The organism is Microcoleus sp. B5-D4 (assembly GCF_036705145.1).
Lineage (GTDB): Bacteria > Cyanobacteriota > Cyanobacteriia > Cyanobacteriales > Microcoleaceae > Microcoleus.
On the sequence record NZ_JAUBTV010000075.1, the window covers coordinates 26,561 to 39,156 of the forward strand.

General features: G+C 43.0%; 11 protein-coding genes, 4 pseudogenes and 1 riboswitch. Of the genes and pseudogenes, 8 read left to right on the forward strand and 7 right to left on the reverse strand.

Going from position 1 to position 12,596, the window contains the following annotated elements; translation table 11 throughout:
• Nucleotides 1–550: 550 nt before the first annotated feature.
• A pseudogene (locus QUB10_RS26300) lies at nucleotides 551–778 on the forward strand (hypothetical protein); the annotation flags it as partial.
• Nucleotides 779–1,044: 266 nt separating this feature from the next.
• On the opposite strand, the pseudogene QUB10_RS26305 reads toward QUB10_RS26300, so the two are convergent.
• Nucleotides 1,045–2,188 (reverse strand): annotated as a pseudogene (locus QUB10_RS26305) (ISAs1 family transposase).
• A 71-nt stretch (nucleotides 2,189–2,259) separates the two neighbouring features.
• On the opposite strand from QUB10_RS26305, the gene QUB10_RS26310 reads away from it, so the two are divergent.
• From QUB10_RS26310 to QUB10_RS26335, 6 genes are all read left to right on the forward strand, one after another.
• The gene (locus tag QUB10_RS26310) at nucleotides 2,260–2,643 is read left to right on the forward strand and encodes an ion channel (RefSeq protein ID WP_333206122.1); all 384 of its coding nucleotides are present in this window, start codon (nucleotides 2,260–2,262) and stop codon (nucleotides 2,641–2,643) included.
• A 134-nt stretch (nucleotides 2,644–2,777) separates the two neighbouring features.
• Nucleotides 2,778–3,176, forward strand: coding sequence for an IS200/IS605 family transposase (tnpA, locus tag QUB10_RS26315; protein WP_333152062.1), 399 nt, complete (start codon nucleotides 2,778–2,780; stop codon nucleotides 3,174–3,176).
• Nucleotides 3,169–4,218: a transposase gene (locus tag QUB10_RS26320; RefSeq protein WP_333206123.1), complete on the forward strand. Its 1,050-nt coding sequence runs from the start codon at nucleotides 3,169–3,171 to the stop codon at nucleotides 4,216–4,218. The genes tnpA and QUB10_RS26320 overlap by 8 nt, the downstream gene beginning before the upstream one ends.
• Before the next feature lie 738 nt (nucleotides 4,219–4,956).
• Complete coding sequence (locus tag QUB10_RS26325; protein WP_333152057.1) at nucleotides 4,957–5,229, forward strand: hypothetical protein; 273 nt, start codon at nucleotides 4,957–4,959, stop codon at nucleotides 5,227–5,229.
• A gap of 421 nt (nucleotides 5,230–5,650) precedes the next feature.
• A complete protein-coding gene (locus tag QUB10_RS26330; protein ID WP_333206124.1) occupies nucleotides 5,651–6,460 on the forward strand; it encodes a glucose 1-dehydrogenase in 810 nt (269 codons plus the stop codon).
• Between the two features lie 164 nt (nucleotides 6,461–6,624).
• On the forward strand, nucleotides 6,625–6,789 hold the full coding sequence (locus QUB10_RS26335; RefSeq protein ID WP_333206125.1) for a hypothetical protein: 165 nt from the start codon (nucleotides 6,625–6,627) through the stop codon (nucleotides 6,787–6,789).
• 74 nt (nucleotides 6,790–6,863) lie between these two features.
• Here the strand turns inward: QUB10_RS26335 and QUB10_RS26340 are convergent, their stop codons facing one another.
• From QUB10_RS26340 to QUB10_RS26365, 6 genes and pseudogenes are all read right to left on the reverse strand, one after another.
• A complete protein-coding gene (locus tag QUB10_RS26340; RefSeq protein ID WP_333206126.1) occupies nucleotides 6,864–7,454 on the reverse strand; it encodes a class I SAM-dependent methyltransferase in 591 nt (196 codons plus the stop codon).
• Nucleotides 7,455–7,767: 313 nt separating this feature from the next.
• The gene (locus QUB10_RS26345; RefSeq protein ID WP_333206127.1) at nucleotides 7,768–7,959 is read right to left on the reverse strand and encodes a hypothetical protein; all 192 of its coding nucleotides are present in this window, start codon (nucleotides 7,957–7,959) and stop codon (nucleotides 7,768–7,770) included.
• A gap of 14 nt (nucleotides 7,960–7,973) precedes the next feature.
• Nucleotides 7,974–8,342, reverse strand: coding sequence for a hypothetical protein (locus QUB10_RS26350; protein WP_333206128.1), 369 nt, complete (start codon nucleotides 8,340–8,342; stop codon nucleotides 7,974–7,976).
• Nucleotides 8,343–8,495: 153 nt separating this feature from the next.
• Nucleotides 8,496–9,756: pseudogene (locus tag QUB10_RS26355) on the reverse strand (ISAs1 family transposase).
• 84 nt (nucleotides 9,757–9,840) lie between these two features.
• A complete protein-coding gene (locus QUB10_RS26360; RefSeq protein ID WP_333206129.1) occupies nucleotides 9,841–10,152 on the reverse strand; it encodes a hypothetical protein in 312 nt (103 codons plus the stop codon).
• A gap of 148 nt (nucleotides 10,153–10,300) precedes the next feature.
• Nucleotides 10,301–11,926 carry a cation:proton antiporter gene (locus QUB10_RS26365; protein ID WP_333206130.1) on the reverse strand — a complete coding sequence of 542 codons (1,626 nt, stop codon included), beginning with the start codon at nucleotides 11,924–11,926 and terminating at the stop codon, nucleotides 10,301–10,303.
• A 91-nt stretch (nucleotides 11,927–12,017) separates the two neighbouring features.
• A riboswitch (Fluoride riboswitch) is annotated at nucleotides 12,018–12,106 on the reverse strand.
• Between the two features lie 278 nt (nucleotides 12,107–12,384).
• On the opposite strand from QUB10_RS26365, the pseudogene QUB10_RS26370 reads away from it, so the two are divergent.
• Nucleotides 12,385–12,596, forward strand: a pseudogene (locus tag QUB10_RS26370) (hypothetical protein); the annotation flags it as partial.

Sequence of the window (12,596 nt, forward strand, 5' to 3'; positions counted from 1 at the left end):
ATCTCAACCAACGCCTTCATGTACTCCGTCTGCGATATTTTTTTGTCTGTTATTGAGAGGGCGGTATACATATTTTGATATCGGTATTTTATGAATTTTAGCGCATTTAAATACAGCACAACTTTAGGCGAGGGTTATTAACAAAATGATTTTAATGATTTGGCTTCTCCTTAAGCTAGTTGCTTCGCGCATTGTAACATCGAGCTTTACCATTTCGGAACCTTTATTCAATTGCCATGCGCTGGCTGTAACCATCGCTCTCTAGTGACAACGAGCCTAAATCTGTGAGAATAAACTTGCGCGTCTTTAAGTTTAGATCCCTGATAGTTGCGTTTCTATTTACAGGCAAGATCAAACCCTGCTAATGGTCGGGTTTTCCTGAATCTTACTCCTTGAAAGTATAAACCAGTTGCTGGTTCTACTCCTAGCTGACGAGGTGACAACCGAGTTGAAAGACTTATCATCGCAAGCTGTTTTAAGCGTATTCCGTTGTGATGGTAGTGCGATTGTCTCTAGTTTTTTTTGGGAGTTTACCGATCGATTGAGTGCTTCAGATGATAACTTTGCCTCCATTGAAGCCGCCGTAGAAGAAGGATGCACCGTTTATGGCAACCTGCTGAAAACCATTGGGCTTATCCTACCCGTCAACGGTGGAGAGGCGATGACCATAGTGGTGGGAATCTTGGCTGGTACCACCTTGCCAATTTTGCCCGTGCAGATTCTCTGGGTGAATATGGTGGGTTCCGTCGCCCTTAGTGCCACTCTAGCTTTTGAGCCCTTATAGGCTGACACTATGCGCGGTTTGCTCCTCTTGCATCACAGGGGGAACGCATCTTATTGAACACTGTTCATCAGTGGTGAGTATATTTTGAGATAAATTCACCATTCAAAGAAGCTACAGACACGCGTGGTAATGACTTTTGTAAGAAAATAGGAACTGATTAAGGTGGTTTTTACGCTCGCTGCTCATTTTGAGACAATAAAAATATTACAACCACTTTTTCCCAGTTGTATAATAGTTAGTAATGAGTTATTCATGAGAATTTAGTTAACTGCAACAGCGAGGATCTTAGTCAAATAGTCATCATCCCAGCCGGCTCGAAGTCGCTTATTTTTTGCTCCGGTTTTTGAGGTTTTTTCTTGATTCAACAGATTGAGCGAGATGTGTCTAAGAATAGCAAAATTTTGCGGAGCATTATCTTTTCTAATCCGACACTCATCTTCACGAAAACCCACATCTAATACCCAATGTAAAGAATTTTCAATTCCCCAATGGCTGCGGACTGATTCACCAAATTTTTGAGCATTATTTGGTAAACTACTAATATAATAACGAGTTTCAATAGTTGTTTTTTCCTTCACTATTCTCACGGATTCTATCAAGCCTATACTGTGAAGTTTCTCCCATTGATTGTCGGGGTCAATTAGCTCTTTAATGTCACTTAACATTATGTGATGTCGAATTTCTGAGCGACCGTGATTACTCTCTTTATTTGTCGAATAAGCTGTATGTGTAAAACCCGAAAACCCTTGTCTAATTGCTTGTTTAAACAACTCTTCTACTCTGGCATACAGGGATGGTTGGTTCTTTTTTAAGGTGATTACATAATCTCCTTCTTGTGAGACAATTGACTTCACAATTGACCTCTGACAGCCCATAGCATCAATGGTGACAATGCTTCCATTTAATTCTAATACTTTGAGTAAAGCCGGAATAGCTGCGATCTCATTAGATTTTTTATCTACCTTAACTTGTCCTAAAACTAATCTTTGACTCGTCGCCCAAGCACTGACCATATGAATTGCTTTTTTATCTCCCCCCCGTGAGTAAGAATGGCGAAGAGTTTTGCCATCAATGGCGATTACTTCTCCGGGATTGAAGCAACTAATAGATTGAATCCAACTTAAAAAACATTTCTGAAATTGCTCCGGTTTTAGGCGAGAAAATACTCGCGCAATTGTGTCATGTGAAGGGATGCCCTTCGGCAATTCTAAAATTTTCTTTAACCATTCGTATTGAGCTGCGCCCGTAACTTTCAATATCCACCCATGTATCAGCACCGCAAATCACGGCACAAATTGAGAGGGTGATAATATCAATTAATTGATGATGTTTCGTCCGCTCAATTCTTGGATCTTCTAAGTCGGAAAAATGGTCGGCGATGGTGATTGTAGGTTTAACTTTCATACAGGTAAACTCTAATTAAATGTTTTGTAGTTACTCAATAATTCTTCTCCAAGATACCAGATCATGTTAACATGAAATTTAGATGCGTTCGCCCTGTCTTGCATCATGTGATAGCGATCGTCAGTCTAATTGGCGCGGCTGGAATTTATGCGTTTGAGCGCGAATTTCCTAATGGTAGTGCTGGCATTAATGACTATGGCACTGTGCTGTGGTGGAAGCGAATGTTGATGAGTACGATCGGCTCTGATTACTTTCCGAAAACAGCCCAAGGGCATGTGTTTTGTTTTTTACTGGCGTTGTGTGCGATCGCCATATGCGGTTATTTGACAGCAACGCTGGCTACATTTTTTGTGAGTCAGAATGCTGAGAGCGATCGATCAGAAATAGCGGCTACACAATCAATTCAAGCAGTGTCAACCGAAATTACTGCACTGCCAAGGTTCAATCCTGCTTGACCGAAGAACGAGACGCAAGCCCCCTGGCTTTAGACATGGGGATAAGTAGGTAGCGGTTTCAACCGCCTTCAGTATTTAACAATTCTTAAGGTAAAATTAGTGTAGTATGCAGATTAGTGCTGTATAACTCTACTATGAGTGTTAATTACAAATCAAATAAAAATGTTGTCTACTCGTGCAAGTACCACATTGTGTGGTGTCCGAAATATCGTCGCAAGATTTTAGTTGAGGGGGTCGATGCCCGTTTAAAGGAGATATTGTTAGAGGTGGCGACTGAGTTTAACAGTGAATTAATAGAAATGGAAGTAATGCCAGATCATGTTCACCTCTTAGTCGAGTGCGATCCTCAATTTGGAATTGCCAAGCTAATTCGATACATGAAAGGACGCTCTTCCAGATATCTCCGTCAAGAATTTCCTTGGTTAAAAAGTCGATTGCCAACCCTGTGGACGAATAGCTACTTTATTGCGACTGTTGGCGGTGCGCCTATTTCAGTAATCAAGCAGTACATTGAAAATCAAAAAAATGTCTAGCTATGGATGTCAGCAAAATTTAATTAGTCCAAATCGAGAGTTAAGAAGCGTTCTAGAGTTTGTATGCGAAGAGTCGAACAAACTAGCCAACTGCGGGACTTACTACTCTCGACAACTGTATTTCAAGACCGGGAGGATTCCCGGCAAGTATGACTTGCACAAATTATTCAAGGAAAATCTTCATTTCAAAGCGCTGTATTCCCATGTTGCTCAACAAACGTTGACCAGTGTTGCGGAATCTTTCAAGTCATATATTGGATTGCTCAAGGGAATCAAAAGTGGCACAGTAAGGCAACATCCTAGACTACCCAAATACCGCAAAAACAGCTTAAAGCTTGTGACCTTCCCAAAGGCAGACGTAAAGCTAAAGAATGGGCAATTGAGGTTCCCATTAGGCAGTAAGGTTAAATTGTGGTTTGGAATTAGTGAATTTTATTTGCCGATGCCGTCCAATCTCGACTACAAGACAATTATAGAGATTCGTATTTTGCCAAGAAATGGACAATTTTATGCCGAGTTTGTCTACCAACTTCAGTCAAGAGCGATCGAATTAGATGTCAGCAAAGCTCTGGGTATCGATCCAGGGTTGAATAATTGGTTAACTTGTGTTTCCAATGCGGGAACAAGTTTTATCGTAGATGGACGGCATCTAAAATCATTAAATCAATGGTATAACAAGCGAGTTGCAGCGATTAAAGAGCATAGACCTCAAGGTTTTTGGTCTAAGAGATTGGCGCATATTACAGAGAAGCGAAACAGGCAGGTCAGAGATGCAGTTAACAAAGCGGCTAGATTAATATTGAAACACTGCCTAGAAAATCAGATAGGCACAGTCGTTTTTGGCTGGAATAAAGAAATGCGTCAAGAGATTAATCTTGGCAGCAAAACAAATCAAAATTTTGTGCAAATTCCTACCGCTCGATTGAAAGATAGGATTTCCCAACTTTGCGAACAATATGGCATTCGGTTTATCGAAACCGAAGAAAGCTATACGAGTAAGGCGAGTTTTTTAGATTCGGATGAATTGCCTAAGTGGGCGTGAAAAAACTGAAGGGTGGAAAGAATCTGGGAAGCGCGTTAATCGCGGATTGTATCGTTCAAAAGATGGAAGCAAAATCAATGCAGACTGCAACGGTGCGGCGAATATTTTGCGAAAAGTAGCGGCAACTTTAGGGTTATGCCTTAAAAGAGTCAGTAGAGGCGCTTTGATTTCGCCTTTGAAGGTTCGTATTTGGACTCTTCAAGAATCCCCATCCCTTTAGGGCTGGGGAGTATCAAGAAAAGGTTGAGACCTGTGAATTGCTAACCTTGGATTTGAGCATGAGGTCGATCGCTCTCGATGCGATACTAGAGAAACGATGATGTCTGTCCAATTATAGATCACCTTTTACTCTAAACTCTTCCAAGCGAGAGATGATTTTTGATTTTGGGAAATTTACTATAATAATACCCTCTAGCCACTCACATAAAACTACTTAAAATAAGGGGAAAAACAAGCCGAATAAATTCATGACAGGGAATCAAAAAAAACTTGATCCAGGATAAATCCTATATTGCACTGTTCAATAGTGCGGACTATTTTTATCGGGCCCAATGGCTAATTTTCTATGACTTTGAGCCCCGGTGGATAATTAAATCAATGTCATCTCCACTCCTGACTTGCATTTAATTCGACTTTTTTATGTTCCTTGCCCTCTAAAGCTTGTAGTATCGTTCCCAAAAAAGCCCGCACTATTGAATGTTAACCTGGTTCTATTTATTACATTGACACGAGAAACTCATGGAAAACACATTGTTCGATCGCACATTCCGCGACAGCGAAGGCCAAATTGTTATAGCTCAGATGCCAAATCTACCACTGAGTGTCGGGATTATAGCTAGTTTATTAACGCTCATTGTTACAACAGGAAAAGTTAATCTAGGATTGGAGCTAGTCGCCTTTGGATCTTTGTTTACTTGGGCTTGGGAAGAATTATTTCAAGGCGTTAATTACTTTCGTAGAGCATTAGGTCTGATTGTGCTGGTTGGTCTAATTGCGGGGAAACTTCAATAATTAGGTAAGCATAAATCAAATCAAGAAGGTATATAAGCTGTCACGCATTTAAATTGCATATTCTGGGCGGGCTCTTAGGCCCACCCCACCCAAGGGGATTGTTTTGTGACATTCAGTTTAAATGCACAACAGCTTAGCACTGGGAGCATCTCAATGAAAGCAGCCCAGCTAGAAATTGGAGTTTTGAGGCAGGAGTTTTGAGGCTCTCTTGCTGCGGGGAAAGAGGAAGAAGGAAGGAGCCCGAATAAGTGTTTTTACAAATATGAGATGCTCCCTCCCGATCGCGGGCGTGGTTATCGGCCTCCTGGATATTGATGAAATGCGTGGGGAAAAGACAGAACAACCTTCTGGTTGATGTTGAAGCTAGTTGGCTTAATGTTTCGGTTAAGATATTTTGTTGTGAATCTCTGGGAGAGCAATTATGAAAGGTTTAAAGGGAAAAAACGCACTAATTACTGGAGCGAGTTCAGGCATTGGGCAGGCGATCGCCATTCGTCTCGCCCAAGAAGGTTGCAACATTGCCGTTAACTATCGCAAAAGCTTAGAAGAGGCAGAAGATACTGAAGAAATAGCTCTGCAAAAAGCCTGTGGACAAGCATCGGAATGCGGGGTTGAAACGCTATTAGTTCAGGGAGATGTGTCCAAAGAAGACGACATCCTTCGTATGGTGAATACTGTCATTGATAAATTTGGTAGTCTGGATATCCTGATTAATAATGCTGGGATTCAAACAGAAAGCGCATCCCATGAAGTGCCAACCGATGAATTCGATCGCGTGATTGCAGTCAATTTGCGAGGTGCATATCTCTGTGCACGGGAAACCATTAAGCACCTATTGAGTGAGCAACGCCCTGGCGTGATTATCAATATTTCGAGTGTGCATGAAATCATTCCCCGCCCGATGTATATCAGCTATTCCATCAGCAAAGGTGGCATGGGAAATCTGACTAAAACCCTAGCGTTGGAATACGCAAACCGAGGCATCCGTGTCAATGCTATTGCGCCCGGTGCGACGATTACACCGATTAATGAAAGCTGGACTGACAATCCAGAACAAAAGGCAGTAGTGGAAAGCCATATCCCAATGGGACGGGCAGGCACATCGGAGGAAATGGCAGCATCTGTTGCCTTTCTCGTATCAGATGAAGCGGCTTACATTACGGGACAAACCCTCTATATTGATGGTGGATTGACCCTCTATGCTGATTTTCGCGAAGCTTGGTCTGCGTGACATAATCCTACATCAACACAAGCTGTCACCATTGGTGTAGGCATCTTTGCAGCCCGATGAAGGGTGTGCAAAATTTCCTTCGCGGTACAGTCCTCTATAGTTCCTGCTATAGAAAGATTCCCGCCGGGCGCGTTTTATACTGAGCGATCGCACGGCTGGTTGAGGTGGAAGGAAACGCGAAAGAACAGATCGCTAAGTATTACCAATGGCTAGCAAAGCAGCTAGGCGCGAATGGTTTAACGATGCCAATAGTTGCATTTGGGATGGCACCAGAAGCAGACTCTTGGCTGTACGGAGAGAGTGCAACACCTTTTTGCAAAGATAGCTAACGGTTCTGGTCAGAGGTTGTTGGGATCTCTGCATCTCACCTAAGCAGATTCAGGCAATCCGCTGCACCAGAATGTTATATTTCTTTTGATGCGATCGCCTGAACTACTGCGCCAATGCCCGTGTGATAAATACCTTCTACTACATCACGCTCAAGCTCAATTAGATGCTTAAACTTTAAGCCAGCTAACTCAAGGCTTAAAGATTCTTTAGATTGCATCACATCTACTGAATTTCTGCCACCAGTACCATGCTTCAACTGATCGGGTGTATCAGCCTCAAGCATAAAAACACCGTTTCGCTTTAACGCTGCTTCAACTTTTTTATGAAGTTGTTTTCTTATTGAAGAGGGCAATGGACAAAATATAGATACAATTCCGTCCCATTTATTTTCGCCTAAATCATACTCTGCTAAGTCAGTATGAATAAACTCAACAATCACCCCATTATCTTCGGCCAGCTTTCTGGCCTTATTCAAGCCAACTAAAGAGGCATCTACAGCGGTTACAGAATAACCCTGTTTGGTAAGGAAAACGGCATTCCGCCCTTCTCCTTCGGCCAAGCTCAGAACTTTACCTTTTGGAATACTGCTGACGTTTGCTTCCAAAAATTTGTTCGGGTTTGTGCCATGTGCGTACTCTTCGGCACTGTATCTTTCATCCCACATCTGTTTTCTCCAATTGTTGCTGTTGGCACATTTGATGCCAAAAAAAAATAGCTATGTATTCCACCGCAGATATGCTGGATAATACCTTTAGCTTCGGTGGATTATCCATCATATCTGTTGGACAATATCCTAGTTTTAAGGAATTAAACAGAAACTTTGCAGGTTAAGTCCGGGTTCTTGGGTGTTATCCATCGCTTCTGATAGTTAATCCTGGAAATCAGGGGTGTTATTTGCCACTTTTGCTGATAATATCCTCTCTATCGGTCTTATCCAGCATTAACCTAATGTCGCAATCTACCGCTCCGATGCAGCTTTACCGCTTGCTTGAGGCGGAGCCTTCGCATAGCAGGAACGAGTGCGATCGCCCCTCGCTGTAGGTTGGGTTGAGTCTGTCACGTCCTTGCTTGTGAGTCAGCAGGTAACGCGAAACCAAACAAATGGCGATCGCGCGTCGTGTAGCGATCGCCACGGGTAAGGGTATTCCGCTAGTTCCCTGAGTGGACAAGTCAAATAAAAAGGTTATTCCTCATCACCCCTCTGGCAACTAATACTTGTAAAATAGGTTGTACACGAACGGCAAAACCACCACCTTGTAGCTTTTGTATCCCATTGCATAGTACCTTTCTCTTCTCCTCTAAGAAAGTCCTTTTTGTATGTTAAGGCTCGGTCATATTCTTTATATCGACAAAATCTCTCTGCTCCTATTTTTTCCGCAGCGGGATCTGTCCCATCTTCTCCTTTCAAGACCGTGCCCACTAGAATACCGTCTATCTGAGGCTTGTAAAACACCTTCTTCCCTTCATCGTCTTGAGCAATAGCTACAAAAGTCATCATCACCATCCCAGCTACTGTAGCACTAGAAAATAAAATCCAATTTCTGTTAATCATTTAAGTTCTCTCCTGAGATTTTTTGGCTTTTTCCTTCAAACTTTAATTCTAACATTAAATTAATAGTCCGGACAGTTTTTAGATAAACGCCTGAAACCGTCATTCTATCGTTGGCGATGCCTTCGGCTGGCTACCAGGGTAAGAGCGTCTCAATCATGCTTGACAAAAGGAATCCGAAGAATCTAAGATATTGTCAAGAAAACAAGAACTGATAATTTGAATCAGATAATCATTATCCATAGCTGCCCGTTTCATTTTTTGTCGAAGACTACGTTTGTAAGTAGGTTCGCAGTTGAGGGCATTCAGCGCAATACGTCACAGGACAGCCAAATTCCGGGGACTGTGGAAAGAGCGAATCCGGCAAGCATCTTCTGCAAAGGTACAATCTAAAGTCCAATGAGCCTGATTTTCAATCCCCCAATGTTTGCGGATGGCTCGACCCAAAAGTTGGGCAATTCTATCTAAAGAAGTTAGATAGAATTGCACTTCCCGAGTAGTTTTGTTCCAAAGATGACGCACTCGAACCACCATGACCACACTTTTTAATCCCGCCCATAATCGCGGTTGGTAAAGCTCACCAATGACCGTAATTGGCACCGACCAAACTTGACGGATTTCTCGCCGATGATGACCGGACTCAATCCGTTGCTCATCACTGACATCAATCCCGGAAAATTGCTGTGCAGAAGCTCTCTCAAACCATTTTTTAACCTGATGATGGAGAGTCGGATGATTAGCTTTAAGTGTCAGGACATAATTTCCTTTTTTTTCAATAATCTTTTGAGCAATTTCAGTTTGAGTCCCCATCGCATCAATAGTAATGATAGAATCAGTGATGTCTAGCAACTCTAATAATGCCGGAATAGCCGCGATATCATTCGATTTATCCTCCACTTTCATCTGTGCCAAAACCAGACGTTGTTCAGAAGACCAAGCAGTAATAACATGGAGTGCCGATTTGCCTTGATTGCGGTCATAAGAACCTCTAATTGTTTTACCATCAATGGGAATAATTTCTCCTCCTGTCTTAGTGACGAGAGTTTCTACCCATCGTCCAAAGCATCGATTCAATGCTTCTGGGTCAATGAAATCAAATACTCGACGAAAAGTGTCATCGGAAGGGATGCCATAAGGTAATGCCAAAAACTCTTCTAACCACTTTTTTTTACTAAGGCCATAATTCTCGATGTCTTCCCACCCTTGCGCTCCGGCGATGATAGCGAAAATTGCGATCGCTAGGATATCGGTGAGTTGATGTTTCTTAGTTCGCTCGACTCTGGGGTCTTTAATATCTGCAAAATGTGCTACTAAACGGGCGTTGAATATCTTGAATCTTTGCTACTTCCCGGAGCGGTAGTTGAGGAAGAGAGCTTTTTTTGCCAGAGGTAGATTTAATCTCAAAACCCTGAGACATAAAGTGTATTCCTAAATATTTTATTGGGCGGCATTGTTGTCATCTCACTTATTTGACTCATTGTCAACTACAATTTATACCAAATTAGATGAGTTTACCCTGCATTCGTAAGGGAATAATGCTTTGGGGATGATGAATCTCTTCGAGTAAAAGATTATTTCCGGCTTCTACTTTTTTGCCATATTTATGGTAAATCCAACCACTGAAGAATCCACCTAGCGGTAGTAAGGCGATCGCCCATAAATGAGATTCTCGCCAATTGGTTGCCCATTCTAAAGATGCGAGGAGAGCGGCGGAACCAAGACCGGAAAGCATACCAACTATACAAGAAATAATGAACCACTTGCTGAGTTGCGGAATGACTGTGAACTGCTCAAATTGAGGGAGATGTTTCATAATAAATAATTCTTTTGGATAAATTTAGGCTCGCTGCGGTCGAGCCTAAATCTGCGTTAAATAGCGCCTTGATTATGAACCGCAGAGGGCGCAGAGGACACAGAGAGGGGAGAAGAGGATCAAGGAGATAGAAAACCGATATTTGGGATTACTTGTAACTAGATTCCACCAAGATGACAGGAATAGGACTGGTTTCTAAGACGGCTTGAGAAACCGAACCTACTAGCACTTCTTCCCAAGGTTGATGCCCTCGTTTCCCGATCGCAATATATGTCACTTGCCGAGCTTGCGCCACGCGGATAATCTCCTCTGGAACTGTACCAGAAAGACTCAGGAACTCATAGCGAATATCTGATAATATTCGTTGTGCTTGTTGTTGTAATTGTAAGTTTGTGCTTGGATCTCCCACATTATCTACATACAAAACAATCACATCCCCGTCACTGCGCCGAGCTAAGTCTGCGGCCTTAGTTAAAACATCTGTTGTTAAGGGGGAAGTGTCTACTGCGGCGAGAAAAACTGGACGGCCGGAAATCGCTACTTTGGTCGGGTCAACTTCGCCTTTTTCTAATAGTTTGGGAGCAAAAGTGGGAATTGCCCATGCACCCAAGGGAGCGGTTACTAAAATTGAGAGGGCTGCGATCGCCAAAATCGTCTCGCCACCAGCAATGCCCTGAGCTAGGGGAATTGCCCCAATCGCCGCCTGTACCGTGGCCTTAGCCGAATTTCCTGCTAGCAGAAACAGCCGTTCTTTCTCAGTCCAATTACTACCTAAAGTGGAAAGATACCAACCGAGCGATCGCCCAATCAGAGTCCCGATCGCCAACACCAGCAAACCAACGAGTAACGTATTGCCTAATACATTAAGTTGAATACTGGCTCCCAGCAGCACAAACAAAATAATTTCCGCGATCGTCCACAAACTGTCAAAACCACCCCGCAATCTTCGTGCTAAAGGCGCATCCAACTCTATCAGGAAAAACCCCGCCGCCATCACAGCCAAATAGCCCGAGAAAACCGGAATATGTTCGGCTGATACTACCAGCCCTAGGGCAAAGCCAGCAGCCACTAGGGAGTCCTGAACCGCAGTTTGAGTCCAGTTTTGCTTGACTAATAGTGACACCAAAATTCGAGCAGTCACCCATCCCAACAGTACCCCCAAGGTAATTTGGATGATGATTTGAAAGGGCAGCAATTGCAGAGGGCTGAGGGTGATTCCTCCCAGTAAGGTAATGGCTGTAGCTTTCCCTTGGGACAGAAACGCTAGTAGTAGGCTAAACACCAGCAACAGCAATACATCTGACAAGGCACTTCCCGTCAGAATCGCATCGGGAATTCCTTTTTTTACTCCCCAACCTAAACTTTTTAACCGCAGCATTCCGGGAACAATTACTGCTGGAGATTCCGCCCCAATGATGCAGCCTAGCAGTAGCCCCGTCAAAAAATCAAACTGAAGTAGCCACATCGCAGCGACAGCAATGGCGATAGCCTCGCAAGCTGCAGGCAGAAAGCCTAATCGCAGCGCCACGGTTCCCTGTTGGGATAGCTTTTCGCGATCGAGTCCTAACCCCGCCTTCATCAAAATCACCATCACGGCAATGGTGCGAAGGGAATTCGCTGCGCCCAAAACCTCTGGGCTAATGACATTCCCCAGTTGCGGGCCTAATAAAATGCCCACCAGCACCATACCTACGAGTGCTGGAGCTTTCAGCCGTCGAGCAATCTGCCCGACAAAAAAGCCCATTAATAAAATCCAGATTATACTTTCTAACATCACGCCACCTTGAAGCTGAATGGATGAACGTGACTTGTAGGGGAAAGATCGATCGAGGCATCCGCACCCTCCTACCCTTCCGCCACAAGTCGGAACAGTAGGAGCCATCAGCCTTTTAAACGTTATGAAGATTATTAATAACGAAGGGCGGTTTCGGCGAGCTCCATCGCCATCATTACTTTTATAGCACTATTGAAGCTCATCTTCCATTTCCGTGCCCCTTCCCTAACGCTATTTAAGGGAGGATTTTTCCCGTATAATTTCATTGATTCTCCAATATTGATGAATTTAGGGTGCTCTGGGTTGCACCTAACCCATATTACTTCTGAAGGTAGCAATGCTGCTCTTGCCCCCAAATGCTGCTACAATAATGAGTTGTGAACTTCTTTTTTTCTTTGTTTTTTTTCTTTCTTAAGTCTGCGTGTTCAGTGTTCTTTGCGGTATCTAAAAAAATACTCATGTTGAAAATTTACGAATATTCTCTCTCTGGGAATTGCTACAAGATCCGCTTGCTTTTAACTCAGCTTAACATTCCCTGCGAGCGACGGGAAATTGATATTATAAAAGGAGAAAGCCGAACTACTGAATTTTTGGGTAGTGATAAATATGTAGTGATTAGATATTCATTTGCTCAAAACATAGTTGTAATGATGAATAAAATACCAAATAG

What these genes read in the sequence shown, in the direction of transcription:
- QUB10_RS26310 (WP_333206122.1), top strand. Translation starts at nt 2,260, where the DNA reads ATGAAATTTAGATGCGTTCGCCCTGTCTTGCATCATGTGATAGCGATC.
- tnpA (WP_333152062.1), top strand. Translation starts at nt 2,778, where the DNA reads ATGAGTGTTAATTACAAATCAAATAAAAATGTTGTCTACTCGTGCAAG.
- QUB10_RS26320 (WP_333206123.1), top strand. Translation starts at nt 3,169, where the DNA reads ATGTCTAGCTATGGATGTCAGCAAAATTTAATTAGTCCAAATCGAGAG.
- QUB10_RS26325 (WP_333152057.1), top strand. Translation starts at nt 4,957, where the DNA reads ATGGAAAACACATTGTTCGATCGCACATTCCGCGACAGCGAAGGCCAA.
- QUB10_RS26330 (WP_333206124.1), top strand. Translation starts at nt 5,651, where the DNA reads ATGAAAGGTTTAAAGGGAAAAAACGCACTAATTACTGGAGCGAGTTCA.
- QUB10_RS26340 (WP_333206126.1), bottom strand. Translation starts at nt 7,454, where the DNA reads ATGTGGGATGAAAGATACAGTGCCGAAGAGTACGCACATGGCACAAAC.
- QUB10_RS26350 (WP_333206128.1), bottom strand. Translation starts at nt 8,342, where the DNA reads ATGATTAACAGAAATTGGATTTTATTTTCTAGTGCTACAGTAGCTGGG.
- QUB10_RS26360 (WP_333206129.1), bottom strand. Translation starts at nt 10,152, where the DNA reads ATGAAACATCTCCCTCAATTTGAGCAGTTCACAGTCATTCCGCAACTC.
- QUB10_RS26365 (WP_333206130.1), bottom strand. Translation starts at nt 11,926, where the DNA reads ATGTTAGAAAGTATAATCTGGATTTTATTAATGGGCTTTTTTGTCGGG.